Here is a 24653-nt window from a genome sequence, read left to right on the forward strand (position 1 = left end):
AGGTGTGATGCGATAAACTGAGGCCTTTTTCGCTTTTTCGCCGATCGATCGCGTCACACATGAGTCATACCAGGCAGGGCTTCCTGCTGACACGCCACTGGCGCGACGTCAGCACCAACGGCGTCGACGGCGTCGAGGTCGAGCTCTGGCTCGCCACCGACGACGGCCCTGTGTGCTTGCGGCTGCCGCTGGCCGAGGCGGTCGCCTTCATTCCTGCGGAGCAGGAAGGCGCCGCGCGCGCCGTGCTGCAGCGCGAGCGCGGCGTCGAGCTGCGCCCGCTGGCGCTGTGCGACTTTCGCCAGCGCCCGGTGCTCGGCATGTATTGCAGCCATTACCGTCAGCTGCTGCGCCTGGAAAAACGCCTGCGCGAGCATGGCGTGGACGTCTACGAGGCCGACATCCGACCGCCCGAGCGCTTCCTGATGGAGCGCTTCATCACGGCGCCGGTGACGTTTACCGGTACGCCGGCGGACGGCGACCCGAGCCTGCTGCTGGACGCGCAACTGAAACCATCGCCCGATTACCGCCCCAGGCTTCGCACCGTATCGCTCGACATCGAGACGACCATGCACGCCGAACTGCGCTCGATCGGCCTGGAGGGTTGCGGCGAGCGCGTGGTCTACATGCTGGGGCCGCCGAACGGCGACGCCGGCGCCCTCGACTTCGACCTCGAATACGTCGACACCCGCCTCGCCCTGTTGGAAAAACTCGAAGAATGGATGATCCGCCACGACCCCGACGCCATCATCGGCTGGAGCGTGATCGGCTTCGACCTGCGCGTATTGCACGAGCACGCCGAGCGCCTGGGCCATCCCTTGCGCATCGGCCGCGGCGGGACGTCGATGGAATGGCGTACCAACGCCAAGGGACCGAAAGCGGAAGGGGAGCGACAGGGGCATTATTTTGGTGGCCTGCCGGGGCGCCTGTGCATCGACGGCGTCGAGGCGCTGCGCTCGGCCACCTGGAGTTTTCCTTCGTTCAGCCTGGAGAACGTGTCGCAAAGCCTGCTCGGCGAGGGCAAGGACATCGACAAACCCTACGACCGCATGGCCTCGATCGACCGCATGTTCGCGCAGGACAAGCCGGCGCTTGCGCGCTACAACCTGAAGGATTGCGTACTGGTCACGCGCATCTTCGACAAAACCAATCTGATGACCTTCCTGCTCGAACGCGCCAGCGTCACCGGCCTGGCCGCCGACCGCAGCGGCGGGTCGGTTGCCGCCTTCGAGCACGCCTACATTCCGCTGATGCACCGCCTCGGCCGGGTAGCGCCCAACATCGGCGACGTGCCCGGGGCCGACAGCCCGGGCGGCTTCGTCATGGATTCGCGATCAGGCCTCTACGACTCGGTGCTGGTGCTGGACTATAAAAGCCTGTACCCGTCGATCATCCGTTCCTTCCTGATCGATCCGGTGGGGCTGGTGGCCGGGCTCGAGGAGCCGGAAGAAGACACGGTGCCGGGCTTTCGCGGCGCGCGTTTCTCGCGCACGAAACACTGCCTGCCCGGCATCGTGACCCGCGTCTGGCAGGGCAGGGAGGCCGCCAAGCGCGCCGCCAACGCGCCGCTGTCGCAGGCCCTGAAAATCATCATGAATGCCATGTACGGCGTGCTCGGCACCACCGGCTGCCGCTTTTTCGACGCACGCCTGGCCTCCTCGATCACGATGCGCGGCCACGAGATCATGCACCGCACGCGCGCGCTGATCGAGGCGCGCGGCTACCAGGTGATCTATGGCGACACCGATTCCACCTTCGTCTGGCTGGGCGGCGCCCACACCGACCAGGACGCGCTGCGCATCGGCGATGAACTGGCCGAGATGGTGAACGCATGGTGGCGCACGCACCTGCGCGAGGAGTACGGCCTCGAGAGCGCGCTCGAACTCGAGGTGGATACGCATTTCCGGCGTTTCCTGATGCCGACCGTGCGCGGCTCCGACGAAGGCAGCAAGAAGCGCTATGCGGGCCTGGCCAGTCTCCCCGCGGGCGGCGAGGAGATCGTCTACAAGGGCCTGGAAACGGTGCGCACCGACTGGACGCCACTCGCGCAGCAGTTCCAGCAGGGGCTGTACGGCCGCATCTTCCGGCGCGAGCCGTATGAAGACTACGTGCGCGCGTATGTGGCGAGCACGCTGAGCGGGGACTTCGACGCGCTGCTGGTTTACCGCAAGCGCCTGCGCCGGCCGCTGGCGGAATACGAACGCAATGTGCCCCCGCACGTGCGCGCCGCCCGCATCGCCGACGAATGGCATATCGCCCAGGGCCGCGGCGCCCAATACCGCAACGGCGGCTGGATCAGCTACCTGATGACCAGCGCCGGGCCCGAGCCCTTGGAGGCCATCCGGTCTCCGCTCGACTACGCGCACTACCTGGAAAAGCAGCTCGAACCGGTTGCCGACGGCATCCTGCCGTTTGTCGGCGACAGCTTCGCGCGGCTGACCAGTCCGCAGGGGGCATTATTCTGAACGGGTATGCGCGCCGGTTTGCTACACTGCGGCCTTTATACCGATAGACAGCATCATGCCGCACCCGACGCACCTCATTGAACTCCGCGAGCAGGCCTTGCAAGCGCTGCTCGAGCCCGACCCGCAGGCCAAGGCTGGCGCCGTCGCCGCGCTGGCGCGCGCGCAGGCCGAAGGTGAGACCGTGCTCGACACGCGGGCGCTGCTGGAGACTTCGGGCGCCATTCCCGGCCGCCCCGCGCGTCCCGAGCTGGTGCACCCGCGCCTGGTGGGACGCCGTTCGATGGCGACGATCGAAGGCCGCGCGATGCTGGTGCATGCGCTGGCGCACATCGAATTCAATGCCGTCAACCTGGCGCTCGACGCGCTGTGGCGTTTCCCGGGCATGCCGGACGCGTACTATCTCGACTGGCTGCAGGTGGCCAAAGAAGAGGCCCATCATTTTTCGATGCTGGCCGACCACCTGCGCGTGCTGGGTTATGCCTACGGCGACTTCACCGGCCACGACAGCCTGTGGGAGATGGTCGAGCGGACGAGCGGCGACATCGTCGCCCGCATGGCCCTGGTGCCGCGTACGCTCGAGGCGCGGGGGCTTGACGCCATTCCGCCGCTGCGCGCGAAGATCGCCCAGGCCGGCGACGCGCAAGCGGCGGCCATCCTCGACGTCATCCTGCGCGACGAAGTCGGGCACGTCGAGATCGGCAACCGCTGGTACCAATACCTATGCGCCTTGCATGGACTGGAGCCCTATGCCACCTACGACGCACTGGTCGTACGCCATCGGGCGCCGGTCCTGAAAGGGCCGTTCAACCTCGAGGCGCGCCGCCGGGCGGGCTTCAGCGAGGCCGAACTGGCGCGCCTCGGGCAGCAAGAGCATCAGCAAGAACAGCAGGAAAAGCGCGCCGGCTGATTCGAGGCCGGCGCTACGATTATTTTGGAGACATGCATGCACGAACACATTCAACCGGTCGCGCTCGAGAAAGCCTACCGCCTGCTGAACCACGGGCCGACCGTGCTGGTATCGAGTCACCACGATGGCGTGGACAATGTCATGTCCGCGGCCTGGGTCTGCGCGCTGGATTTTTCGCCGCCCAAGCTCACCGTGGTGCTCGACAAGGCGACCAAAACGCGCGAGCTGGTCGAAAAGAGCGGCCGCTTCGTGGTCCAGGTGCCGACCGTGAAACTGCTGCGCCTGACGCACGAACTGGGCACGCGCAGCCTCTCCGAGGAACCGAACAAGCTGCGCGACACCGGTACCGAACTGATGCACCTGGCCGGCGATACGCTGCCGTTTGTCGTCGGTTGCTCGGGCTGGCTGGAATGCCGGCTAATCCCCGAGCCGCACAACCAGGACAGCTACGACCTGTTCATCGGCGAGGTGGTCGGCGCCTGGGCCGACGACCGGGTCTTCTACGACGGTCACTGGCATTTCGAAACGGCGGCGCGCGAGTGGAAAAGCATTCACCACATCGCCGGCGGCCACTTCTATGCCATTGGCGAGCAGATGAGCGCGCGTCCGAAGCGCGGCGGCTGACCGGAATCGATGTTCGAATTTTTCGACGATAGCCCCGAAAACTACTCGCTTTTTGTGGCAGGACGCTTGCCGCATAATGCAAGGCATGCAGGGAGCGAACATCGTCGAACCCTTCGAACCAATCACACCCGAGGAGCGCATCATGTTGACACTACGTAAAGCCGAAGACCGCGGCATCGCCAATTTTGGCTGGCTGGACTCGAAGCATACTTTCTCCTTCGGCCATTACCAGGACCCGGCGCACATGGGCGTCGGCCCGCTGCGCGTGATCAACGAGGACCGGGTGGCGGCGGGACGCGGCTTCGATGCGCACGGCCACCGCGACATGGAGATCATCAGCTATGTGCTGGACGGCGCGCTCGAGCATAAGGACAGCATGGGCAACGGCTCGGTGCTGCGCCACGGGGACGTGCAGCGCATGAGCGCGGGCAGGGGCGTGCAGCACAGCGAATTCAATGGATCGAAGACCGATCCGGTGCACTTCCTGCAAATCTGGATCCAGCCCAACCAGATCGGCGGCCCGGCCGGCTACGAGGAAAAGCATTTCGATGCGGCCTCGAAGACCGGGCAGCTGCGGCTGGTGGCGTCCAGCGATGGCCGCGAAGGCTCGGTGACGATCCGCCAGGATGCGGCGATTTATGCCGGCATCCTGAACGGGGACGATGCGGTCGACTTCGCGCTGCAGCCGGGCCGCATCGGCTATGTCCACGTGGCGCTCGGCAGCGTGATGGTGAACGGGATGGCCTTGCGGGCCGGCGACGCGCTGCGCATCGACGACGAGGCAAGCGTCACCCTGGACCACGCGATCGACGCCGAAGTGCTGCTGTTCGACCTGCCGCGCTAAGCCCGCTGCGCTAGAGTTGAAACGGCGCCGCCATGCGGGCAAAGGCGGCGCCATCCCCCATGCGCTCGCGCCACCAGGCGAGCGCCGCGCCTTCTTCGCCGCTGCGCCAGGCCAGGTACAGGGTTTCGTCGGGTTTCGGTTCCTCCACCGCCTTGGCGATGAAGCGGCCCGCTGCGAGGTCGGCGCGCACCCACGTTTCGGGTAGGAAGCCGAAGCCCAGGCCGGCGCGCTGGAACGCATACTTGGTCTGCATGTCGGGGACGCTCAGGGTGTCCTGGCCGAACAGCAGGCCGACGGTGCGCGCCGCCAGCTGGCGCGCCGAGTCCGACACCGATACCGCGCGCCACAGCGCCAGGTCGGCTTTCGATAGCGGCTGGGTGGCTGCCGCCAGCGGATGCTCCGGCGCCACCACGAACACAAACGAGACGACGCCGAAGGGCGCGGTGCTGTAGCCGCCGCCCGCGGGCCCGGCGCCGGCCGCACCCACGAGCAGGTCGGCGCGGCGCTCCAGCAAGGCTTCCCAGGTGCCGGACAAGGCTTCCTTCACCAGGCGCAGGCGCGTCTGGTCGGCCACCCGGTAAAAGGCCTCGATGTCCGCCATCAGGCCGGCCGGCGAGAGCATCGAATCGAAGGCGATGGTGAATTCGGTCTCCCAGCCCGAGGCGACACGGCGGACGCGCCGTTCCAGGTCGCCCGCCGCTTTCAGCAGGTAGCGACCTTCCTTCAGCAGTTCGGTGCCGGCGCTGGTGAGCACCACGCGCGGGCCGAAGCGCTCGAACAGCTGGACGCCGAGGTCTTCCTCGAGCTTGGCCACGGTATAGGAAATCGTCGACGGCACCCGGAACAGCTCTTTCGCCGCCGCGGCGAACGAGCCGCGGCGGGCGATGGTGTCGACCGTGAGCAGGGCGTCCAGGCTGAGTTTGAGCATGGACCCGCTGCCTGTATCAGAAGTAGAAGTTCGCCAGCAGGCCGAGGTGTTCGCCCTTGGCGCGGTAGCGGGACGCCTTTTCCTTGAACGCGTCGTTCACGTAGCGCAGCTTGAAGCCCACGCGCGGCGAGTACAGGTATTCCATCTCCGCGACGGCGCTGGTGGTGTCGTCGAACTCGTCGTCGCCGAAGCCGCAGCTGCCGCTGCAGCGCAGCGCCGGCTTGGTGACGAAACGCAGCCCGCCGCCGGCGCGCACCTTGTCGTTGACGTGGTAGTAGCCGAGCAGCTCGACCGGCACACGCTCGAAACGCAGGTCGCCGTTCCAGGCGCTGGCGCTCTCGACGTGGTAGCCGATGGTGCCCTGCACCGACAGCAGCGGGCTGACGCGGTAGTCCAGGCCCACCTGCATGACGATGCCGCCGCCGGCGTCGATGTCGATCTCGGCGCCGCTGTCATACACGGCGGTGGCCAGCTTGTCGCCGCCGAAGGTGACGCCGGCGCCGAACAGGAAGCGCAGCGCACGCGCTTCGATCGGCGGGACGACTTCATAGGCCTGGGCCTGGGCCGCGCCATGGGCCGCAGCCAGCGTGGCGGCCAGCAAAACTGCAGATACGCGTTTTTTCATGATTAAAACACCCGCTGCAGCCAGCCGTGCGTGTCTTCGGCGCGGCCGTTCTGGATATCGAGCAGGGCGGTTTTCAGGCGGGTGGTGACGGGACCGGCTTCGCCCGTGCCGATGACGGCATCGAAACCCTTGCCGCGGACCTTGCCGATCGGGGTGACGACGGCCGCGGTGCCGCAGGCAAAGGCCTCGGTCAGGCGGCCGCTGGCGGCGTCCGCCTTCCACTGCTCGATCGAATACGGCTCTTCGCGCACCGTCAAGCCCATGTCGCGTCCCAGTACGATCAGCGAATCGCGCGTGATGCCCGGCAGGATGGTGCCGGTCAGCGGCGGGGTCTGGACCGAGCCGTCCTCGAACACGAAGAAGATGTTCATGCCGCCCAGTTCTTCCACCCATTTGCGCTCGACGGCGTCGAGGAAGACAACCTGGTCGCAGCCTTCGCGGGTCGCTTCGGCCTGGGCCGCCAGGCTGGCGGCGTAGTTGCCGCCGCACTTGGCGTCGCCGGTGCCGCCCGGTGCGGCGCGGATGTAGTTCTCGGAGACCCACAGCGTCACGCCGGCGGCGCCGCCCTTGAAGTAGTTACCGGCGGGGGAGGCGAACACGCAGAACAGGTATTCGTTGGCCGGGCGCACGCCCAAGGCCGCTTCGGTGGCGATCATGAACGGACGCAGATAGAGCGCGGAGCCTTCGGCTTGCGGAATCCAGTCGCGGTCCGCGTTCACCAGGGCGTGCACCGATTCCAGGAACAGTTCTTCCGGCAGCGGCGCCATCGCCAGGCGGGTGGCCGACTTCTGGAAGCGGCGTGCATTGGCCTCGGGACGGAACAGGGCGGCGCCGCCATCGGGCTGCGGGTAGGCTTTCATGCCTTCGAAGATTTCCTGCGCATAGTGCAGCACCATCGAGGTCGGATCGAGCGGCAGGGCGCCGCGTGCTTCGATCTTGCCGTCGTGCCAGCCGCGCCCTTCGGTATAGCGGATCGTGACCATGTGGTCGCTGAACGCGCGGCCGAAACCGGGATTGGCAAGCAGAGCCGAACGGTCGGCGGGTGGAAGGGGCATCAAACTTTTCTGGATCGACAGGGTCGATTGGCGGTCATTGCTCATACGGTCTCCGAATTACGAAAATGCGCGAATAGGCGCGACAGTGCGGTAGTGCGTCGTCAGGCGGTATTATCAGCCAACCACGGCTTTTTGGTGACGTGAATATTGTGGGCTTGTCGAAGAAGCGATGCTTGTTCGGCGATTGATGGAGGAATACTTGTTTCGTTCGTTCGAGAAGGGGCAATCCGCGCCCGAATGCCTCCCGGCCATGGGCGCCTCGCTGCTGTTGCGGGCCTTGTTCAAGCGGCGCCACGCCGGGCCGCCAGCGCCGCGGCACTCCGCGCAGCTCCACTCCAGCTTCCTGGTCGACGCGCCTGCGCGTGCCGCCATCGAGCGCTATAACGCGGCGCTCGGCTTCGCGCCTGGCTCGACGCCTTTGACATTCCATTACCTGGCAGTGCAGCGCGCCCACCTGGTCACGATGCTGGCGCCCGCTTTTCCCTACCGGATCGTGGGCATGGTCCACGTCGAGAATGCGCTGGTGCTGCATGCCCCCGCGCCGTCCGGTCCGATGCGCCTGTCGACCCGCATCGAGATTTTGCCGCCGACAGCATCGGGCGCCGTGTACTGCGCGCTCGAGACCGAGGGGTTCTGTGGCGAGGCGCTGGTCTTTACCTGCACCAGCAAATACCTGGCGCGGCGCGGAAACAGTCGGCCCGGCACGCGCCCGGCGGCCGTTGCCCCCGGCGCCGCCATCGCTGCATGGACGCTGCCCCGCTCGGCCGGACGCTCCTATGCGCGCGTGTCCGGCGACTGGAATCCGATCCACCTCGCCGGCTGGTCCGCGCGCCTGATGGGCCTGCGCCAGCCGATCATCCACGGCATGCACTCGGTGGGCAAGGCAGCGGCGCACCTGGAACGCGTCTACGGGCAGCGCGTCAGTGCAATCTCGGTGCGCTTCCGGGCGCCGATTCCGCTCGGCGCGACCGTGATGCTTGTGCAGGCTGCCATGCCCGATGCGTATGCCCTGGTCTTCGAGGGACGGCCCGCGGCCGAAGGCAGTTTCCGGCTGACGCGCGAATCGCCGTAAAATGCATTTCACCCTTACCGCCGCTTATACCCCACACCACAGGAACCGCCATGAACGACCACCAGGGACGCCCAGTCCACGAACTGACGATGACGGTCCTGATGACGCCCGACATGGCCAACTTCTCAGGCAACGTCCACGGCGGCACCATCCTGAAATTCCTCGACAGCGTCGCCTATGCCTGCGCCAGCCGCTATTCCGGTTCCTATGTGGTGACCCTGTCGGTCGACCAGGTGATGTTCTTGGAGCCGATCCACGTCGGCGAACTGGTGACTTTCCTGGCCTCGGTGAACTACACCGGCACCAGTTCGATGGAGATCGGCATTCGCGTCGTCACCGAAAACATCCAGCAGCGCACCCAGCGTTATGCGAACAGCTGCTATTTCACGATGGTGGCGGTCGACGCCAACCGCAAGCCGCAGGCGGTGCCGCCTTTGGTACCGGAGACCGACAGCCAGAAGCGGCGCTGCCGCGAGGCCGAGGAGCGCAAGCGCTCGCGCCAGGCGCTGCATGTGAAGAAGCGCTAGCGCGCCCCGGCCTGCTGGTGACTGCGCAGGTAGGCCAGCAGATCCGCCACCTGGCCCGCGTTGCTCATCCCCCAGAAGCGCATCTTCGTGCCCGGCACCACATCGTCCGGATCGTCGAGGTAGGCAGCCAGGTTCTTGTCGTTCCAGACGATGGTCGATTTTGCCATCGCCGGCGAGTAGCGATAATCCGGGGCGCTGCCGGCGCGGCGGCCGAAAATGTTATTCAGATGCGGTCCGAAACCGGCGCGCGCCGAAGGGCCGATGCTGTGGCAGGAAGCGCAGCGCGAGCCGAACAGGCGGGCGCCGCGGGCCAGGTCCGCTGCGATGGCCGAACTGGGCCCGCACAGCAGCAGGGCGATGCCGGCTTTCCTGATCCAGCGCTTCATGGTGCCACCTCTTATTCCACGCGGCGCACCTTGGCCGAGTTGTTGCTGCCCTGGACATGCAGGAACATGGTGCCGAACAGGTTGCGCTCGATCCGCACTTTGGCCTGGGTGCTGCTTGGCAGGACGGCCGAGCTGTCGTCGATCACGCGCCACACCTGGCCGTTGGCCAGCTTGATGCGCGCATTCGGGCCCCAGCCATCGAAGGCGCCGACGACCGTGCCTTCCATCGATGTCGGCAAGGCGTCCACATTCTTTTTCATGCGTTCGCCGCCGAAGCCGAGGATGCCTGAGGATGGAGCAGGGGCGGGCGCGGCGGCTGTCACCGGGGCCGCGGCCCTGACCGGCGTGAGCGGCATCGCATCGTAGCAGGCAAGGCGGGCTGCGGCGTCGGGCAGGGCGCGGCAGTTCAGGACGGCGGCGTCGTCGGCGAGCGCGGCGCCCGGGAGCAGGGCCAGCAGGAACAGGACTTTCTTCATGGGGTCTTTCCAGGATCGGGATGCCGGGCAGGCCTGCACGGCTGGAGCAGATTATATCGGCAGGCGGTCCCTCATGGCTGCTGCGGCTGGGTGAGGAAAATCCAGGCCACCGCGATGACGACGGCGCCGGCCGCCGTGATGCACGACGAGGTGAAGAACCAGGCCGACAGCAGCGTCGCCTGCAGGGCGCGTTCGACCAGGCAGCCGAGGGCGAAAGCCGACAGGGTGAGGAAGGACCAGCGGCGCAGGTAGACCGGCAGGTATTTGCTCATGGCGCGATTGTGCAGGGTCGCTGCATGGCGCTCGACCGGGGTGCGTGCCCCGCCGACGTCGGCGAACAGCCAGTCGAAGAAGATAAACCGGTAGAGCAGGGTGCGAAAGCGCAGCTGCGCGGTTCCCGTCGGGTCCTGCGGCTTGCTGGTCATGATCCTCTCCCTGTTCGGCCAGTGTCCAGTATGCCGCAAGGCGATTCGCACCCCTATCCTCGGCGCCAATCGTGCGCCCCTGCAAAACCAGGCCACCGGCCACGCCCCGTGCTCATCCTTGATATAGTGATTCCTTTGCGCCAGCGCTGTCTGGCGCCGCCCCATCGCCATCAAGAGGAATGCATGAAGAAGCAAACAATCGCGGCCGCTGCGGTCTTAATCGCCGCGGGCGCCGGCCTGGGCCAGGCAGCGGCCCAGGAAGTCGTGAAGATTGGCCACTCGGCCGCCGTGACCGGACCGGTCGCGTATTTTGGCAAGGACACCGAAAACGGCGCGCGCATGGCGATCGAGGCCCTCAACAGCCGCGGCGTGCTCATTGGCGGCAAGAAACTGCGTTTCGAGCTGCTGGCCGAAGACGACGGCGGCGATCCGAAGCAGGCCACGAACGTGGCCCAGAAGCTGGTCGACGCCAGGGTCAACGGCGTGGTCGGCCACGAAACCTCAGGCACCACGATCCCGGCCTCGAAGATCTACCACCAGGCCGGCATCCCGCAGATTTCGCCCTCGAGCACGAGCCCGAAATACACCCAGCAGGGCTTCAATACGGCCTTCCGGGTGGTTGCCAACGACGTCCAGTTGGGCCGTGCGCTGGGCCGCTACGCGGTGAAAAACGTCGGCGCGCGGCGCGTGGCCGTGATCGACGACCGCACCGCCTATGGCCAGGGACTGGCCGTCGAGTTCGCCAAGGGCCTGCAGCAGCAGGGCGCGAAGGTCGTCGCGCGCGAGTTCACGCACGACAAGGCAACCGACTTCAACGCCATCCTGACCCGGATCCGGGCCGCCAAGCCCGACCTCGTGTTCTTTGGCGGGATGAGTTCGACCGCCGGACCGATGCTGCGCCAGATGAAGCAGCTCGGCTTGAACACCCGCATGATGGGCGGCGACGGCATCTGTTCCGACGAAATCGACAAGCTCGCCGGCGGCGCCATGGCCGACGGCCAGGTGTTCTGTGCCGAAGCCGGCGGTGTCGATGCGGCCGGCAAGCTGGCGATGGACAATTTCCGCGCCGCTTACAAGAAGCGCTTCGGGATCGAGGTGCAAATCAACGCGCCGTATGCCTACGATGCCGTGATGACGATGGCCGCGGCGATGGTCAAGGCCGGCTCCACCGCACCCGCCCGCTACCTGCCGGTGCTGGCCAAAATCGAGCACAAGGGCGTCACCGGGCTGGTGGCGTTTGACGCGCGCGGCGACATCCGCGACGGTACCGTCACCCTCTACACCTTCAAAGGTGGACGTCGCTCGATGCTGGCGGTGACGAAATAAGTTATTTCGCCATCGCGTCGAACAGGGCCAGCGCCATTCTGGCCTGGTCGGACTGCTGCATGTCGGTGTTGTTCATCAATACCACCGCGCGGCCGTCGAGCGGCGCGTAGGCCAGCAGGGTTTTGTAGCCGCCGCTGACACCGGACTCCCAGGCCAGCACGCGCGCCGCGGCGCCGCTGCCGGCCTGGCGCACCCGGCCGCCCAGCGCGTAGTCTTCCGGCACATGCTGGACCTTGAGCAGTTGTTCGCGCGATGCCGGCGTCAGCAGCGCCGTTCCGTACACCATGTCGGCAATCTTCAGCAAATCGGCCGCCGTGCTGTAGATGGTGCCGCTGGCCGCCACCATCGGCGGCGTTGGCGTCATCTTGCGGCTTGCGCGCGTGCTGGCATAGGCGACGGCGGTGCGCGGCAAGGTGGCGAAGCTGTCGTCGGCAAAGCCGCTCTCAAGCGCGCCGGCAGGCCGGAAGACCAGCCGTTCGACCGTCCGGCTGAAGGATTCGCCCGTTGCGCGCTCGACGATGCCGCCGATGAGCACCCAGTTGGTGGGCGAATAGTCGAACTTTGCGCCAGGAGTAAATGCCAGCGGGCCATTTCCGAAGCGCAGGGCGGCCTCCGCCGGCGTCAGGGTCAGCCGGCCGATGCCGGGGTCGAGTTTCAGGGCTGCGCTGAGGCCGTTCGGAATGCCGCTCGTGTTCGACAGCAGATGGCGCAGCGTGACCGCGCCGCTGGCGGCCGGCAGCTCGGGCAGCCAGGTCGTGATCGGCTTGTCGAGCGACAGCTTGCCCTGTTCTACCAGGCGCAGCACGGCGACCGCCGTGATCCATTTCGAGACCGAGCCGACCATGAAGCGGGTATCGGGCGCCAGCTTTGCTGCGTCTTCGAAGCGCGCTTCTCCATAGGTTTGCACCAGCGCCGCCTGCGAGCGCGACGAACGCACCAGCACCACGCCGTTATAGCCGGGCGCGACCTGTTCGCGCAGCACGGCCGCCACCGGCGGTGCAAGGTCGGGGGCCAGCGCGGCGGTGGTACAGCCCGACAGGGCGGCAAGCAGGGCCAGCGGCAGGCAAACCCGGCGAATCGGTGCGAAAGGCATACGGTCCTCGTGTAGATTTTTGTCAACATATAGCTTAGCGTAAATATGCTGCCAATAATGCCTTTCGTGCGTCCTCCGCAAGTGGCGGCAATGACGCTACACTGTGCACCTTGCATGCAGTACGCATGGATTCTTTGCAGCAAAGCCACCCCTGGATGGAGGCAGCATGGAGCAAGGGCAGGACGGCACCGACGTGGGCATCGAGCAATTGCGCAGCCTGTGGACCCTGGTCGACACGCTCGAGGCTTGCTTCTATGTCAAGGACCTGCAGGGCCGCTACCAGTTCGTGAACCAGTCGCTGGCCGCCGCCTTCGGCCTGCCCGCCGACCAGATCATCGGCCGAACCGATGGGTCCTTCATCGACACGGCGCGCTCGGTTGTGCTCGATACCGACCGCCAGGTCCTGCAAGGCGAGAAGGTCGATGTGGACGAGCAGGTCACCATGCGCAGCGGCGAATGCCGCAGTTTCCGCACGGTCAAGCTGCCGCTATTCGACGACGAACGCCGCGTTGTCGGGCTGTGCGGCATCTCGACCGACATCACGGCGCAGCGCCGCGCCGTCCGGCAACTGGTCGAGCGCAATGAGCTGCTCGATACCATCCTTGCCAATGTCGATGCCGCCATTTACTTGAAGGACGCCGAGGGCCGTTACCTGTACGCCAACCAGCCTGTGCTGGAACTCTACGGGCGCGCGCTGGAAGACCTGATCGGGCATACCGACCGTGACCTGATGCCGCCGGACCTGGCTGCGCGCGTGACCGAGTATGACAAAGCAGTGCTGGCCGGCGGCGGCGAGGAAATGCGCGAGGAAACCATCGTCGGCGCGGATGGCCGCAAGCGCCATTTTCGGTCACGCAAGATTCCGTTGAACCTGCCGGGCCAGCCGACCTGCCTGATCGGTTTCTCGACCGAGATTACCGAGCTGCGCGGCCTGCGCAAACGCCTCGAGCACGAACGCATCACCGATTCCCTGACCGGCCTGGGCAACCGCACCATGTTCGAGTCGACCCTGGAAGAGCAGTTGCTGATGGCGTCGCTGGGCGGCAGCTGGCTGGCCGTCGTCATCATCGACCTCGACCAGTTCAAGTTCATCAACAACAATTATGGCCAGGACATCGGCGACCAGCTGATCCAGCTGGTCAGCCAGCGCCTGAAGCAGTGCAACATCACGCTCGGCAACCTGGCGCGCCTGGCGGGCGACGAGTTCGCATTTACGCTGGCCGGCACGCAATCGGTCGAGGCGGTAGCGCAGCAGGTCGAGCAGATCCGCACCCACCTGGGCCAGCCGTATGCCGTGCTGAGCCAGCCGCTGCACCTGACCTTCAGCGCCGGCGTCAGTCTGTCGCAGGGCGCCCGCTACAACGCGGCCGAACTGCTGGGGCGTGCCGAAGCGGCCATGTACTCGGCCAAGGACAATGGGCGCGACCAGTACCGTTTCTATTCGCCCGAACTGGGCGGGGCGGTGGCGCGGCGCGTGGAACTCGAGCGCGACCTGCGCGCCGCCATGGGCTCAGACGAGTTCGCCTTGCACTACCAGCCGAAAATGCGGCGCGACGGCAGCGTGGCCGGCTTCGAAGCCCTGATCCGCTGGAACCGGCCCGGCGTCGGCCTGATCGGGCCGGACAACTTCATCCCGCTCGCCGAGCAGCTCGGCCTGCTGCTGCAGCTGGGCCGCTGGGTCATCGAACAGGCCTGCGCCCAGATGGCCGCCTGGCGCGATGCGGGCTTTGGCGCAATTGCGATCTCGGTCAACCTCTCGACCAGCCAGCTGACCAGCGCCGCGCTGCCCGATTACGTGTTCGAACTGATGCGCGCATACGGGATCGGGCACGGTTGCCTGGAGATGGAGCTGACCGAATCGATGATGATGTCCGACCCCGACCTGGCCATTGCGATCCTGCACCGGCTGCGCGGCGGCGGCGTGTCGCTGTCGATCGACGATTTCGGCACCGGCTTTTCCTCGATGGCTTACCTGCGCCAGCTGCCGGTGCACTACCTGAAGCTCGACCGCTCCTTTGTGAAAAACATCGCCCACGACGCCAAGGACGCCGACCTGTGCGCCGGCATCATGGCGCTCGCCCACAAGCTCGATATGCACGTGGTCGCCGAAGGCGTCGAAACGCGCGACCAGCACCTGGCGCTGGCGGACTGCGACTGCGACCTGTTCCAGGGTTTCCTGTTCAGCCGGCCGATGCCGGCGCGGGCGGCGACCGAGTTCCTGCGCCAGGCCCACTGAGCGCGCGCGCCAGCGGCGCCCGGCGCAGCAGCGGATACGGATTGATGGCCCCGCCGGCCTCGTAGATGCCATAGTGCAGATGAGGCGGCGTGCCGGCCGCGTTGCCGCTGGTGCCGACATAGCCGAGGATGGTTCCCGGGCGCACGCGCTGGCCGGCTTCGATGTCGGCATAGGTTTCCAGGTGCGCATAGTAATGGCGCTGGCCGCCCGGTCCGAGCACCCAGACCACCTGGCCGCCGAGCCGGTTGCTGCCGATGCGCATGACGATGCCTTCGGTGGCCGAGGTCACGGCCGTGCCGCGCCTGGCGAAGATGTCGATGCCTTCATGCCGGCGCCCGCCGCTGCGCGCGCCGCCCCAGGTATCGGCCAGCGCGCGCGGAGGAACCCCGCGTACCGGTACCGGCAGCATGTCGACGGCCGGCATCGACGCCAGGCGCATCGCATACAGCATGTTTTTCAGGTAAGGCCCGAGCAGGGCGTAGCCGCCGAGGGCAAGTGCCGCAAGCAGGGCGGTGCGGAGCAGGATTCGCATGGGTCGGAGGGAAGGGTAGGCCAGGGAAGGCAGGGTGCGCCAGGCTTGCACGCAAATAAGCGGGCGCCCCGGCTCGCGAGCGCCCGCCTGTCGAATCGTCAATGCGCCTGTCGATGCGAGGGCGCGCCGTCAAATCCTGTCAATTCTCCTTGCCCATAACGTCCTGGTCGAGGCTTTTGCCAAGGCTCCCGCCCTGGTTGCCGCCCTGCTGGTTGCCAGTTTGCTGGCTGCCGCTGTTTGCCTTGCTGTCCTGCTGGAGCGCACCGCTTCTCGAGCGCGTTCCACGGCCAAGCGCCGGCGTAATGTCGCCATCGTCCGCGTCCGCCGACTGGCGATTGCGGTTTCCGCTGTCGCTGGCCGACGGCTTGCCGATGCCGCCATCGCGCACGCCATTGTTCAGGTTGCCGGTCGTGCCGGTGATCCCGGCGCTGCTGGTACCCACGCCGGACAGTTCGTCGTAGTTGCGGCCTTTCGTACCTTTGCCTTTGTTTTCACCCATCTTGCCTCCTTCTATGGATTACCTGTTCCTTGATGGTAGCCCTGTCAGCGCAAACGGCAATAGGAGCAAATGCGTCGCCGCTGTAGGAAGTGTCGCACGAGATGCGGAACACGCCGACTTTACTGACGGGCCGCGCCGTTGCATACTGCTTGCCAAACTTACATTCCCGACTCGAAGGAGAACGCGCATGCGGTTCATGATCATCGTCAAGGCCACCCCCGAGTCCGAAGCTGGCGTCATGCCCGGCGAGGACTTGCTGCACGCCATGGCCGACTACCACGGCGAACTGGCCAATGCCGGCGTGCTGGTCGACGCCAACGGCCTCCATCCGAGCAGCCGCGGCTGGCGTATCCGCTACAGCGGCAGCGACCGCTCGGTGGTCGACGGCCCCTTTGCGGAAACGGCAGGCATGATCGCCGGCTACACGATCATCGATACCGGCACCCGCGAGGAAGCGCTCGACTGGGCACGGCGCTATCCGAACCCGCGTGGGCAGGGCCTGGACGCGGAGATCGAGGTGCGCCAGATTTTCGAGCTCGACGATTTCGCGCAAACCGATGCGATCGAGCGCTTCCGCGAACTCGATTCGGATTCGAGCGCAGCATGACTCACACCCCACCAGGAGCACCAATGAATGTCACAAAGCTTTCGCGCCGCACCGTCCTGTCCGCCGCGCTCGCCGTCGCGCTCGCCTCGCCGCTGGGCGGCGCGCTGGCCGCGCCCTTCAGCTCGGAGCGCATCACCGTCAGGGCCGAAGGCTCGGGCCCGGATGTGGTGCTGATTCCCGGCCTGAATTCCTCGCCGCGCGCCTGGGCCTCGACCGTGGCCGCGGTGCCGGGCTACCGTTACCACCTGGTGCAGGTTTCGGGTTTCGGCGGCCAGGGCGTCGGCGCCAACAAGGAAGGGGCAGTGGCGGCGCCCGTCGCCGAGGAGATCGCCCGCTATATCCGCGATGCCGGCCTGAAGCAGCCGGCCGTCATCGGCCACTCCCTGGGCGGTACCATCGGCATGATGCTGGCCAGCCGCCATCCGGACGTGCTGTCGCGCCTGATGGTGGTCGACATGTTCCCTTACATGGGCATGCTGTTCGCGGGGCCCATGGCGCCGCCCGACAAGGTGGCGGCAATCGGCGACCAGATCGCGGCCCGCATCCGCAGCGCCAGTCCCGAACAGCGCGCGAAAGGCACCAGCGACACGATCCGGGGGATGGTCAATACCGAGTCGATGCGCGCGAGCGCCATTGCCGATTCGCAGGCGAGCGACCCGGACGTGGGGGCGCGGGCCTACCGCGAGCTGATCGTGACCAACCTGATCCCGGAACTGCCGAAAATCAAGGTGCCGGTCACGGTGCTGTATGTCCAGCCGGCCAGCGTGCCGCTGCCGCCCGAGCAGTTCGACGCCGGCTACAAGGGGGCCTATTCACCGCTCAGAAATGTGGTGCTCAAGAGGATTCCGGACAGCGCCCACTTCATCATGTGGGACCAGCCGCAGCGCTTCCAGGCCGAAGTCAGGACCTTCCTGGGCGGACGCTAGTCCAGGCTCAGCGCTTCCAGCCGCGCTCACGGGCGGCGCGCTCGGCGGCGGCGTCGAGCGTCATGCCCTCGATGCGCTCGTCGATGACCTCGAGCACGGCGGCCGGTGCGGTGCTGGCGGCCTGGCGGTAGGCGCCGGTGTCCAGCGGTGCGTCGCGCAGCACCGGAATGCGCCAGCTGTCGCCCTCGCGGCAGGCCAGGCCGGCGCTGCGGCCGGCCGTGAAGCTGCGGCAATAGCCGCCGCCGCGCGCGGCGAAACTGACGCCGATGCGAACCCGCCCGCCCTTTGGCGCCTCGCTCGCCAGTTGTTGCGACAGTGCGCCCGCCAGCTCGCCGCGTGCCAGTAACTGGCCGTTGGCATCGGTGGCGACGAATCCCGGGTCGTCGCCGCCAGGGCCGCCGGTCATCCAGACGCTGCCGGCGAGCACGCCGACGGCCAGCGAGGCCGCCAGGGCGCCCCAGCGCGGCCAGGGCTTGCGCGCGGCAAGGCCGGCTTCATCCACCTGGACGGCCTCGCGCGCTTTCGCCTTGCGCTCACGAAAAGCGTCGAGCGAGGCGACCGTGGCGATGCGCGGCGCCGGCGGCTGCAAGCGTTCCGGCACCGCCTCCTCGAGCACGCCGGCGAAGGCAGCGAAGACATTCGTGCGCAGGGACCGGTGGCGCGCGATGCTGGCCGCAACTGCCGGGTCCTCGCGCTCGGCCGCGGCGACGGCGCTGCGCTCGGGTTCGCCCAGTTCGCCATCGGCATAGGCCATCAGGGTTTCGTCGGAAAAGCTCATGCTGGGGTCCTCGTTTCATCAAGCAACAGTTTCTGTAAGGCTTCGCGTGCGCGTGCCAGCCGGCTGGTCAGCGTGCCGATCGGAATCTCCAGCACCTCGGCCGCTTCCTTGTAGGGCAAGCCGTCTACCAGCACCAGCGCGACCACGATGCGGTGCTCATCGGATAGCAGGCTCATCGCCTTTTGCACGGCCATCCTCTGCTGCTGCGCTTCGGCCGCATCGTCGCCGACGTGCTCGCCGTCCTCCTCGGGCGCGAACAGTGCGTCGCGCCGTACCCGGCTGCGCACTTCATCGATCCAGGCGTTGCGGATGATCCGGAACAGCCAGCTGTCCAGGCGCGTGCCTTCCTGGTATTGCTCGGAGCGTCCGAGCGCACGCTCCATCGCGGCCTGCACCAGGTCGTCGGCGTCTTCGCGGTGGAAGGTCAGGGAGCGCGCGAAGCGGCGCATCCGGGGCAGCAGGGCGGCAAGTTCGTTGGCAAGCATGGGTTCGAGGGTGGTCACTTCAAGTAAACGTCGGCGCGAGGGATTTTATTCCATCTGCCAATCGTTTTTCTTAATATAGTTCTCAACGTCATCTACGCTTCCCTTCTGCATCCTCTATGATCCCGACCATGACACGCCGCCTTCTTCTTCCCCAAGGCCTGCTCCGGGCCGCCTGCGCACTGGCGCTGGCGCTGCCGGGCGCCGCCCAGGCGCAGTTGCGCCTGCCATCGCTGAATTTGCCGCCATCGCTGCCGATCGGTCCGCCCGGACTCGATCCGCTGCTGCGCCCGGCCGAGCGCCTGCTCGAGCGTGCCGTTCCCGGGGACCTCGGCCTGCTGCGCTTGAATCAGGTGGGCGAGCTGCTGCGCCGCCATAGCGACGTACTCGAGCGCGACCCGCGCGGCGAGCCTGTCGTGCGGGGCGAACTGCTGGCGAGCTCGCCAACGCCGGCCTTCCTGCGCGAGGCGGCCCGCATCGGCTTCGCGCTCGTGCGCGAGCAGCACTTCGACGAACTCGGCGAGTCGCTGGTGGTGCTGCGGGCACCGGCCGGCATCGCCACCGCCGACGCGCTGGCGCGCCTGCGCGCGCTCGACCCGCAGGCAAGTGTCGACTTCAACCACCTGTACCTGGGCGGCGGCGCGGCCATGGAGGGGCTGGGCGCGCAGGCCGGCGCCGATGCCGGCGCTCAGGGCGGGGCGCAGGCGCGCGTCGGGCTGGTCGACAGCGGCGTCGATACGCATCACCGGGTCTTTGACGATGCCGCCATCGAACGCTTCGGTTGCGGCGGCAAGCAGCATCCGGCGCCGCACGGCACGGCGGTGGCGGCGCTGATGGTGGGCCGCGCCGAGCGCTTCGAAGGCGCCGCGCCAGGCGCCCGGCTGTACGCGGCGGACATCTATTGCGACAGCCCGACCGGCGGCTCGGCCGACAAGATCGCCGCCGCGCTGGCCTGGATGGCGAAGGGGAAAGTCGCCGTCGTCAACCTCAGCCTGGTCGGGCCGGCGAACGCCACCCTCGGGCGCACCGTCGCAGCCATGGTCGCGCGTGGCCATTTGCTGGTGGCGGCAGTGGGCAACGACGGCCCGGCCGCGCCGCCGCTGTATCCGGCCAGTTATCCGGGCGTGGTCGGGGTGAGCGGGGTCGACCGCCAGGGACGGCCGCTGCCGGAAGCGGCGCGCGGCCCGCAGGTGATGTTCGCCGCGCCCGGCAGCCAGATGGTGAGCGCCGCGCCCGGTGCGCCGCCCTACCGGCAGGTGCGCGGCACCTCGTTCGCCGCGCCGATCGTTGCCGCGCTGCTGGCGCAACGCCTGGCGGAGCCAAACCGTGATGCGGCGGCGCGGGCACTGGCCGCACTGGCGCGCCAGGCCGCCCGCGGCGACGCCGCATCGGTCAGCAACGCCACCGGGCACGGCGTCGTGGGCGCCGCGCTGCGCATCGACCCGTCGCGCTTTCGTTAAGAAATAAAAATATTTTCGGATGGATGGAATAAACGGCCGAGCCCGCTCGTTATCCCTGTAACGGCGCCAGATTGTGCGCGCCACTTACAGGAGAAACCACCATGAAGACCAAAACAATCGTTCGCCACCTCGCCATCGCCCTGTCCATGACCGTCGCCGTAACGGCGCAAGCCCAGTTGCTGGGCGGCGGCGGGGGCGGCGGCCTCGGCGGTGCAGTGGGCGGCATGATCGGCGGCGGCGGCAGCATCGGTGGCCGCATGGGGTCGATGGAGCCGATGGGCAGCCGCGGTTCGGCGCTCGACGCCACCCGCCAGATCGAACGCCGCGCCACCAGCCGCATCGATGCGCGCGGCGAGGCCGATGCGCGCGGCAATGCCCGTGCGGCGGCGCTCCCGGCAATCCCTGCAGTCCCGGCAATGCCTGCCATGGGCCAGCCTGCCCAGGCGGGTTCGTCGGGCTCGGCGATGGCAGGCGGTAGCACCGGGGGCGCCGGCAGCGGCAGCACCTCGATCGGAGGCCAGGGCAGCGTTTCCGGCGCGCTCGGCGTGCAGCCCGGCGCCGCCCTGGGACAGGCACGCGAGCTTGCCGGCGATGCCCGCACCGCTGCCAGCGCCGCCGGCGCGCCGGCGGTGGCGGCCGCGCGCAGCCAGGCCGGCAGCACCGCCGACTACGCCCGTTCGACGGCAGGCAATGCGCGTAACGCTGCCGGCACCAGCGCACGCGGCGCCGCCGACGGCGCACGCGCCGTCGCAGGGAAGGCCGCTGCAACGCAACTGCCGCAACCGCCGCAGCTGCCGGTCTCGGGCACGCTGGGCGGGTCGGTGTCCGCAGGCGGCTCTGCTTCGGGCAGCGGCTCGGCCTCCGGCAGCGGCGGCACCAACTGAGGGCGGCCATGTCCGGCTGCAGCATCGCGCTTATGCCAGCTGGACATGTTTATATGGGAAATCGATCCTTCTTCGCGGCGGGCCCATGCCCTATACTCCATGGCTCATTGAACAAGCTGTTGGAGAAACCATGGGCACCCGCCGCACCATCCTCGCCTGCGCACTCGCGCTGACTGCCCAATTCACCTTTGCCGGCGCCGCACATGCCGACCAGCTCGCCGACATCAAGAAGAAGGGCGAGATGGTCTTCGGCGTGCTCGGCACGGACGAGCCGAACAGTTTCATCGACCCGAAAACGCGCCAGCTGGTCGGCTACGAAATCGACATCGCCACCGCGGTGGCCAAAAAAATCGGCGTCAAGCCGGTGTTCCGCCAGATGTCGGTGGCCGCGCGCATTCCCGAACTGCAGCAGGGCCATGTCGACGTGCTGGCCGCCACGCTCACCCACAACAAGAAACGCGAGTCGCAGGTCGACTTCGCGCTGACCCATTTCGTCACCGGCTCGAAAGTCATGGTGCGCGCCGCCAGCGGCGTGAGCGCCTTGCCCCAGCTGGCGGGCAAGAAGGTCGTGACGGTGCGCGGCGGCACCCAGGAATCGAACATCCGCGCGGCCGTCCCGACCGCCACCATCGTGACCTTCGAAAATACCCAGCAAGCCTTCCAGGCCCTCCAGCAGGGCAAGGGCATCGCCTACGTCAACGACGAGTCCTCGCTGCTGGCCGACTACGGCAAGCTCGGGCCGGCTGCGAAGAACTTCACGATCCTGCCCACCAGCATCGGCCGCGAGTCGATCGCGCTCGGCCTGCGCAAGGGCGAGAAGAGCCTGAAAACCGTCGTCGACGCCACCCTGCGCGAGCTGGAGGCGAGCGGCGCGGCGAATGCGCTGTTCAACAAATGGTATGGCCCCGGCACCCGCCCCAACATCGGCAAGCGCGCCTTCACGATCCACACCGACAAGATCTGAACCAGGCCTGATCCTTGTTCGACTTCGCCATCCTGCAAACCGGCCAGTACCATGACTGGCTGGTGCAGGGCCTCGTCCTGTCGCTGCAACTGACGGCGGCCAGCTTCGTGCTGGCGCTGCCTTTCGGCGTGGCGATCGCCTTGATGCGCAGTTCGCGCTCAAGCGTGCTGCGCGCCATCGGCGCCTCCGTCGTCGAGGGCATCCGCAACGTGCCGCTGCTGGCGCACCTGCTGTTCTGGTATTTCGCTTTTCCCGAGCTGCTGCCCGAACCGCTCAAGCTGGCGCTGTACGACAGTAACCCGGAAGCCATCTGCGCCGTGATCGCACTTTCGCTCTACAGCGGCGTGCACATGGCCGAGGACATCCGCAGCGGCATCCGCGCCGTGCCCGCGTCGCAGATGGAAGCGGCCCGCTCGCTGGGCCTCGGGCCCGTGGCCAGCGTGCGCCTGGTGCTGCTGCCGCAAGCCTTCCGCATTTCGGTGCCGCCGCTGCTGTCGCAGACGGTCAACCTGTGGAAGGACACCAGCGTCGCCACCGTGATCGGCGCCGCCGAAATGATGTACCAGGCCGCGCGCGTGGAAACGGCGACCTTCCGCAGCGTCGAGGCCTTCACCTTCGCCACGCTGGCCTACCTGACGGTGTCGCTGCTCATTTCGCTGGCGGCCGCACTCTACGCACGCCGCTTCCCGGTACGCACACTATGAGGCGGCCATGCTCCAGCTGATCCAGGATTACTGGCTCTACTTCCTCGTCGGGCAATACCCGAACGGGCCGCTGGGCGGGCTGTCGCTGACCATCCTCTTGTCCGGCGCGGCGCTGATCCTCGCCATGCCGCTCGGCCTGTTGCTGGGCGTGGCCCGCGTCAGCCCCTGGCGCGCGCTGCGCTGGCCGAGCGCTGCGCTGGTGCAGGTCGTGCGCGCGGTGCCGCTCTTGCTGGTCGTATTCTGGGCTTATTTTTTCCTGCCGGCCGTCACCGGGGTGAAGACCGGGCAAGCCACCACCATGCTGATGACCCTGGTGCTGTTCGACGCCGTCTACCTCGCCGAGATCGTCGCCGCCGGCATCCGCTCGCTCCCGAAGGGCCAGCTTGAAAGCGCGCGTTCGCTGGGGCTGAGCTACCACCAGGCCATGCGCCTGGTCGTCTTGCCCCAGGCCCTGCGCCATGTGCTGCCTTCGCTGGTGAGCCAGCTGGTGGCCACCATCAAGGCGACCTCGCTCGGCTACATCATCGGCCTGTCGGAAGTGTCTTTCATCGCCACCCAAATCAACACCCTGGTCTTCACGCGCGCGGTCGAGGTGTACATCGTCCTGGCGCTGACCTATTTCGTCCTGTGCTTCGGCCTGTCGCGCCTGGCCTTTGTGCTGGAGCGTCGCCTGGGCCAGTCGCCAGACGCACGCCAGCGCGTTTCCTTTTAAAGAGCTAGCCGCAGAATGATCGTTCTCGAACAAGTCAACAAATGGTATGGCGACTACCACGCTTTGGTCGACGTCACCGGGCAGGTCGCGAAAAACGAGGTCGTGGTCGTGTGCGGCCCTTCGGGCTCCGGCAAGTCGACCCTGATCCGCACCCTGAACCGCCTGGAGGACATCGACGGCGGCAAGATCGCCATCGACGGGCGCGACATCCATGCGCGCGGCTCGGACGTGAACGCGCTGCGCGCCGGGATCGGTTTCGTGTTCCAGAGCTTTAACCTGTTCCCGCACTTGAGCGCCCTGGAAAACTGCATGCTGGCTCCGGTCAACCTGAAACGGGCCACCAAAGCCGAGGCGAAAGCCCAGGCGCTGGAACTGCTCGACAGCGTCGGCCTGGCGCACAAGGCCGACGCCTATCCGCACGAATTGTCGGGCGGGCAGCAGCAGCGGGTGGCGATCGCGCGGGCCCTGGCGATGCGCCCGGCCATCATGCTCTTCGACGAGCCGACCAGCGCGCTCGACCCGGAAATGGTGGGAGAAGTGCTGCAGGTGATGCGCCGCCTGGCCAAGGATGGCATGACGATGGTGTGCGTAACCCACGAAATGGGCTTCGCGCGCGATGTCGCCGACCGCGTCTGGTTCATGAGCGAAGGGCGCATCCTGGAGCAGGGCGCGCCCGAGGACTTCTTTACCAAGCCCGGGCATCCGCGCGCGCAGCAGTTCCTGGCGGACCGCAGCGGGCGCTAATGGGAGCGCACCCTGTTCTAAGCGCCCGTGCGCTTCGGCTGGTGACCCTGCTTCCTTAGCGCCTCCATGACCAGTTCGCAATGGTCGCCTTGTACTTCGATCACGCCGTCCTTGACGGTACCGCCCGAACCGCAAGCCGTGCGTAGCTGCTTGCCGAGCAGGGCCAGGGCGGCGGCATCGAGCGCCAGTCCCTGCACCAGGGTCACCGCCTTGCCGCCACGTCCCTTGGTCTGACGTGAGACGCGCACCACGCCATCGCCTTTGATCGCGGCCTGCGCCTTGCAGGCGCACTGCGCAAGCGGCATGCGGCATCCAGGGCAGATGCGTCCGCTTTCGGTGGAATAGACCAGGGTGCTGCTGGAACTGCTCTTCATG

At 67.2% G+C, this 24653-nt stretch carries 28 protein-coding genes; 16 read left to right on the forward strand and 12 right to left on the reverse strand.

The window, feature by feature from the left end:
• Positions 1-59: 59 nt before the first annotated feature.
• From AC56KZ_RS00205 to AC56KZ_RS00220, 4 genes are all read left to right on the forward strand, one after another.
• Positions 60-2462 carry a DNA polymerase II gene (locus AC56KZ_RS00205; protein ID WP_497160118.1) on the forward strand — a complete coding sequence of 801 codons (2403 nt, stop codon included), beginning with the start codon at positions 60-62 and terminating at the stop codon, positions 2460-2462.
• 55 nt (positions 2463-2517) lie between these two features.
• Positions 2518-3369: a ferritin-like domain-containing protein gene (locus AC56KZ_RS00210; protein WP_497160119.1), complete on the forward strand. Its 852-nt coding sequence runs from the start codon at positions 2518-2520 to the stop codon at positions 3367-3369.
• Positions 3370-3405: 36 nt separating this feature from the next.
• Positions 3406-3993 carry a flavin reductase family protein gene (locus tag AC56KZ_RS00215; protein ID WP_497160120.1) on the forward strand — a complete coding sequence of 196 codons (588 nt, stop codon included), beginning with the start codon at positions 3406-3408 and terminating at the stop codon, positions 3991-3993.
• A 142-nt stretch (positions 3994-4135) separates the two neighbouring features.
• On the forward strand, positions 4136-4837 hold the full coding sequence (locus AC56KZ_RS00220) for a pirin family protein (protein ID WP_497160121.1): 702 nt from the start codon (positions 4136-4138) through the stop codon (positions 4835-4837).
• Positions 4838-4847: 10 nt separating this feature from the next.
• Here AC56KZ_RS00220 and AC56KZ_RS00225 read toward each other — a convergent pair whose 3' ends face one another.
• The 3 genes from AC56KZ_RS00225 to AC56KZ_RS00235 are packed head-to-tail and all read right to left on the reverse strand — an operon-like array spanning position 4848 to position 7490.
• A complete protein-coding gene (locus tag AC56KZ_RS00225; RefSeq protein ID WP_497160122.1) occupies positions 4848-5765 on the reverse strand; it encodes a LysR substrate-binding domain-containing protein in 918 nt (305 codons plus the stop codon).
• Between the two features lie 16 nt (positions 5766-5781).
• Positions 5782-6390, reverse strand: a complete 609-nt coding sequence (locus AC56KZ_RS00230; RefSeq protein ID WP_497160123.1) for an outer membrane beta-barrel protein — start codon at positions 6388-6390, stop codon at positions 5782-5784.
• Between the two features lie 2 nt (positions 6391-6392).
• Entirely contained in the window at positions 6393-7490 is a 1098-nt protein-coding gene (locus tag AC56KZ_RS00235) for a branched-chain amino acid aminotransferase (protein WP_497160124.1), read from the reverse strand.
• Positions 7491-7644: 154 nt separating this feature from the next.
• Here AC56KZ_RS00235 and AC56KZ_RS00240 point away from each other — a divergent pair, with 154 nt between their 5' ends.
• Together AC56KZ_RS00240 and AC56KZ_RS00245 are read left to right on the forward strand one after the other, a co-directional pair.
• A complete protein-coding gene (locus AC56KZ_RS00240) occupies positions 7645-8517 on the forward strand; it encodes a MaoC/PaaZ C-terminal domain-containing protein (RefSeq protein WP_497160125.1) in 873 nt (290 codons plus the stop codon).
• 50 nt (positions 8518-8567) lie between these two features.
• Complete coding sequence (locus AC56KZ_RS00245; RefSeq protein WP_497160126.1) at positions 8568-9044, forward strand: acyl-CoA thioesterase; 477 nt, start codon at positions 8568-8570, stop codon at positions 9042-9044.
• On the opposite strand, the gene AC56KZ_RS00250 is transcribed toward AC56KZ_RS00245, so the two are convergent.
• From AC56KZ_RS00250 to AC56KZ_RS00260, 3 genes are all read right to left on the reverse strand, one after another.
• Entirely contained in the window at positions 9041-9430 is a 390-nt protein-coding gene (locus AC56KZ_RS00250; RefSeq protein WP_497160127.1) for a c-type cytochrome, read from the reverse strand. The genes AC56KZ_RS00245 and AC56KZ_RS00250 overlap by 4 nt on opposite strands.
• A gap of 11 nt (positions 9431-9441) precedes the next feature.
• Positions 9442-9906, reverse strand: coding sequence for a hypothetical protein (locus AC56KZ_RS00255; RefSeq protein ID WP_497160128.1), 465 nt, complete (start codon positions 9904-9906; stop codon positions 9442-9444).
• A gap of 71 nt (positions 9907-9977) precedes the next feature.
• On the reverse strand, positions 9978-10331 hold the full coding sequence (locus tag AC56KZ_RS00260; protein WP_497160129.1) for a hypothetical protein: 354 nt from the start codon (positions 10329-10331) through the stop codon (positions 9978-9980).
• Positions 10332-10514: 183 nt separating this feature from the next.
• Between AC56KZ_RS00260 and AC56KZ_RS00265 the strand changes: the two genes are divergently transcribed.
• The gene (locus tag AC56KZ_RS00265) at positions 10515-11657 is read left to right on the forward strand and encodes a branched-chain amino acid ABC transporter substrate-binding protein (RefSeq protein WP_497160130.1); all 1143 of its coding nucleotides are present in this window, start codon (positions 10515-10517) and stop codon (positions 11655-11657) included.
• A 1-nt stretch (position 11658) separates the two neighbouring features.
• Here AC56KZ_RS00265 and AC56KZ_RS00270 read toward each other — a convergent pair whose 3' ends face one another.
• Positions 11659-12750: a serine hydrolase domain-containing protein gene (locus tag AC56KZ_RS00270; protein ID WP_497160131.1), complete on the reverse strand. Its 1092-nt coding sequence runs from the start codon at positions 12748-12750 to the stop codon at positions 11659-11661.
• Between the two features lie 166 nt (positions 12751-12916).
• Between AC56KZ_RS00270 and AC56KZ_RS00275 the strand changes: the two genes are divergently transcribed.
• Complete coding sequence (locus AC56KZ_RS00275) at positions 12917-14986, forward strand: putative bifunctional diguanylate cyclase/phosphodiesterase (protein ID WP_497160132.1); 2070 nt, start codon at positions 12917-12919, stop codon at positions 14984-14986.
• Here the strand turns inward: AC56KZ_RS00275 and AC56KZ_RS00280 are convergent.
• Both AC56KZ_RS00280 and AC56KZ_RS00285 read right to left on the reverse strand, forming a co-directional pair.
• The gene (locus AC56KZ_RS00280) at positions 14931-15518 is read right to left on the reverse strand and encodes a M23 family metallopeptidase (RefSeq protein ID WP_497160133.1); all 588 of its coding nucleotides are present in this window, start codon (positions 15516-15518) and stop codon (positions 14931-14933) included. The two genes, AC56KZ_RS00275 and AC56KZ_RS00280, sit on opposite strands and share 56 nt — an antisense overlap.
• A 139-nt stretch (positions 15519-15657) precedes the next feature.
• Entirely contained in the window at positions 15658-16017 is a 360-nt protein-coding gene (locus AC56KZ_RS00285; protein WP_497160134.1) for a hypothetical protein, read from the reverse strand.
• A gap of 187 nt (positions 16018-16204) precedes the next feature.
• Between AC56KZ_RS00285 and AC56KZ_RS00290 the strand changes: the two genes are divergently transcribed.
• Positions 16205-16624 (forward strand): YciI family protein, encoded by a 420-nt coding sequence (locus tag AC56KZ_RS00290; protein WP_497160135.1) that lies wholly within the window; start codon positions 16205-16207, stop codon positions 16622-16624.
• A 23-nt stretch (positions 16625-16647) separates the two neighbouring features.
• Complete coding sequence (locus tag AC56KZ_RS00295) at positions 16648-17550, forward strand: alpha/beta fold hydrolase (protein ID WP_497160136.1); 903 nt, start codon at positions 16648-16650, stop codon at positions 17548-17550.
• Positions 17551-17557: 7 nt separating this feature from the next.
• Here the strand turns inward: AC56KZ_RS00295 and AC56KZ_RS00300 are convergent, their stop codons facing one another.
• Entirely contained in the window at positions 17558-18328 is a 771-nt protein-coding gene (locus tag AC56KZ_RS00300; RefSeq protein WP_497160137.1) for an anti-sigma factor family protein, read from the reverse strand.
• Positions 18325-18813, reverse strand: a complete 489-nt coding sequence (locus AC56KZ_RS00305; protein ID WP_497160138.1) for an RNA polymerase sigma factor — start codon at positions 18811-18813, stop codon at positions 18325-18327. Before AC56KZ_RS00305 ends, AC56KZ_RS00300 begins: the two co-directional genes overlap by 4 nt.
• 128 nt (positions 18814-18941) lie before the next feature.
• Between AC56KZ_RS00305 and AC56KZ_RS00310 the strand changes: the two genes are divergently transcribed.
• From AC56KZ_RS00310 to AC56KZ_RS00335, 6 genes are all read left to right on the forward strand, one after another.
• A complete protein-coding gene (locus tag AC56KZ_RS00310; protein ID WP_497160139.1) occupies positions 18942-20270 on the forward strand; it encodes a S8 family serine peptidase in 1329 nt (442 codons plus the stop codon).
• Between the two features lie 101 nt (positions 20271-20371).
• The gene (locus AC56KZ_RS00315) at positions 20372-21154 is read left to right on the forward strand and encodes a hypothetical protein (RefSeq protein ID WP_497160140.1); all 783 of its coding nucleotides are present in this window, start codon (positions 20372-20374) and stop codon (positions 21152-21154) included.
• A 130-nt stretch (positions 21155-21284) separates the two neighbouring features.
• Positions 21285-22118 carry an ABC transporter substrate-binding protein gene (locus AC56KZ_RS00320; protein ID WP_497160141.1) on the forward strand — a complete coding sequence of 278 codons (834 nt, stop codon included), beginning with the start codon at positions 21285-21287 and terminating at the stop codon, positions 22116-22118.
• 14 nt (positions 22119-22132) lie between these two features.
• Positions 22133-22822 (forward strand): amino acid ABC transporter permease, encoded by a 690-nt coding sequence (locus AC56KZ_RS00325; protein WP_497160142.1) that lies wholly within the window; start codon positions 22133-22135, stop codon positions 22820-22822.
• A 7-nt stretch (positions 22823-22829) separates the two neighbouring features.
• The gene (locus AC56KZ_RS00330; RefSeq protein ID WP_497160143.1) at positions 22830-23534 is read left to right on the forward strand and encodes an amino acid ABC transporter permease; all 705 of its coding nucleotides are present in this window, start codon (positions 22830-22832) and stop codon (positions 23532-23534) included.
• Positions 23535-23549: 15 nt separating this feature from the next.
• Positions 23550-24278 carry an amino acid ABC transporter ATP-binding protein gene (locus AC56KZ_RS00335; RefSeq protein ID WP_497160144.1) on the forward strand — a complete coding sequence of 243 codons (729 nt, stop codon included), beginning with the start codon at positions 23550-23552 and terminating at the stop codon, positions 24276-24278.
• A gap of 17 nt (positions 24279-24295) precedes the next feature.
• On the opposite strand, the gene AC56KZ_RS00340 is transcribed toward AC56KZ_RS00335, so the two are convergent.
• Positions 24296-24652 (reverse strand): translation initiation factor Sui1, encoded by a 357-nt coding sequence (locus AC56KZ_RS00340; RefSeq protein ID WP_497160145.1) that lies wholly within the window; start codon positions 24650-24652, stop codon positions 24296-24298.
• Position 24653 lies beyond the last annotated feature (1 nt).

The organism is Telluria sp. LT2P34 (assembly GCF_059685915.1).

Coding starts and splice junctions, on each gene's coding strand:
- AC56KZ_RS00260 (WP_497160129.1), bottom strand. CDS start 10,331: ATGACCAGCAAGCCGCAGGACCCGACGGGAACCGCGCAGCTGCGCTTT.
- AC56KZ_RS00280 (WP_497160133.1), bottom strand. CDS start 15,518: ATGCGAATCCTGCTCCGCACCGCCCTGCTTGCGGCACTTGCCCTCGGC.
- AC56KZ_RS00295 (WP_497160136.1), top strand. CDS start 16,648: ATGAATGTCACAAAGCTTTCGCGCCGCACCGTCCTGTCCGCCGCGCTC.
- AC56KZ_RS00225 (WP_497160122.1), bottom strand. CDS start 5,765: ATGCTCAAACTCAGCCTGGACGCCCTGCTCACGGTCGACACCATCGCC.
- AC56KZ_RS00230 (WP_497160123.1), bottom strand. CDS start 6,390: ATGAAAAAACGCGTATCTGCAGTTTTGCTGGCCGCCACGCTGGCTGCG.
- AC56KZ_RS00220 (WP_497160121.1), top strand. CDS start 4,136: ATGTTGACACTACGTAAAGCCGAAGACCGCGGCATCGCCAATTTTGGC.
- AC56KZ_RS00320 (WP_497160141.1), top strand. CDS start 21,285: ATGGGCACCCGCCGCACCATCCTCGCCTGCGCACTCGCGCTGACTGCC.
- AC56KZ_RS00275 (WP_497160132.1), top strand. CDS start 12,917: ATGGAGCAAGGGCAGGACGGCACCGACGTGGGCATCGAGCAATTGCGC.
- AC56KZ_RS00305 (WP_497160138.1), bottom strand. CDS start 18,813: ATGCTTGCCAACGAACTTGCCGCCCTGCTGCCCCGGATGCGCCGCTTC.
- AC56KZ_RS00250 (WP_497160127.1), bottom strand. CDS start 9,430: ATGAAGCGCTGGATCAGGAAAGCCGGCATCGCCCTGCTGCTGTGCGGG.
- AC56KZ_RS00270 (WP_497160131.1), bottom strand. CDS start 12,750: ATGCCTTTCGCACCGATTCGCCGGGTTTGCCTGCCGCTGGCCCTGCTT.
- AC56KZ_RS00300 (WP_497160137.1), bottom strand. CDS start 18,328: ATGAGCTTTTCCGACGAAACCCTGATGGCCTATGCCGATGGCGAACTG.
- AC56KZ_RS00205 (WP_497160118.1), top strand. CDS start 60: ATGAGTCATACCAGGCAGGGCTTCCTGCTGACACGCCACTGGCGCGAC.
- AC56KZ_RS00245 (WP_497160126.1), top strand. CDS start 8,568: ATGAACGACCACCAGGGACGCCCAGTCCACGAACTGACGATGACGGTC.
- AC56KZ_RS00235 (WP_497160124.1), bottom strand. CDS start 7,490: ATGAGCAATGACCGCCAATCGACCCTGTCGATCCAGAAAAGTTTGATG.
- AC56KZ_RS00310 (WP_497160139.1), top strand. CDS start 18,942: ATGACACGCCGCCTTCTTCTTCCCCAAGGCCTGCTCCGGGCCGCCTGC.
- AC56KZ_RS00330 (WP_497160143.1), top strand. CDS start 22,830: ATGCTCCAGCTGATCCAGGATTACTGGCTCTACTTCCTCGTCGGGCAA.
- AC56KZ_RS00340 (WP_497160145.1), bottom strand. CDS start 24,652: ATGAAGAGCAGTTCCAGCAGCACCCTGGTCTATTCCACCGAAAGCGGA.
- AC56KZ_RS00290 (WP_497160135.1), top strand. CDS start 16,205: ATGCGGTTCATGATCATCGTCAAGGCCACCCCCGAGTCCGAAGCTGGC.
- AC56KZ_RS00315 (WP_497160140.1), top strand. CDS start 20,372: ATGAAGACCAAAACAATCGTTCGCCACCTCGCCATCGCCCTGTCCATG.
- AC56KZ_RS00210 (WP_497160119.1), top strand. CDS start 2,518: ATGCCGCACCCGACGCACCTCATTGAACTCCGCGAGCAGGCCTTGCAA.
- AC56KZ_RS00335 (WP_497160144.1), top strand. CDS start 23,550: ATGATCGTTCTCGAACAAGTCAACAAATGGTATGGCGACTACCACGCT.
- AC56KZ_RS00285 (WP_497160134.1), bottom strand. CDS start 16,017: ATGGGTGAAAACAAAGGCAAAGGTACGAAAGGCCGCAACTACGACGAA.
- AC56KZ_RS00255 (WP_497160128.1), bottom strand. CDS start 9,906: ATGAAGAAAGTCCTGTTCCTGCTGGCCCTGCTCCCGGGCGCCGCGCTC.
- AC56KZ_RS00215 (WP_497160120.1), top strand. CDS start 3,406: ATGCACGAACACATTCAACCGGTCGCGCTCGAGAAAGCCTACCGCCTG.
- AC56KZ_RS00265 (WP_497160130.1), top strand. CDS start 10,515: ATGAAGAAGCAAACAATCGCGGCCGCTGCGGTCTTAATCGCCGCGGGC.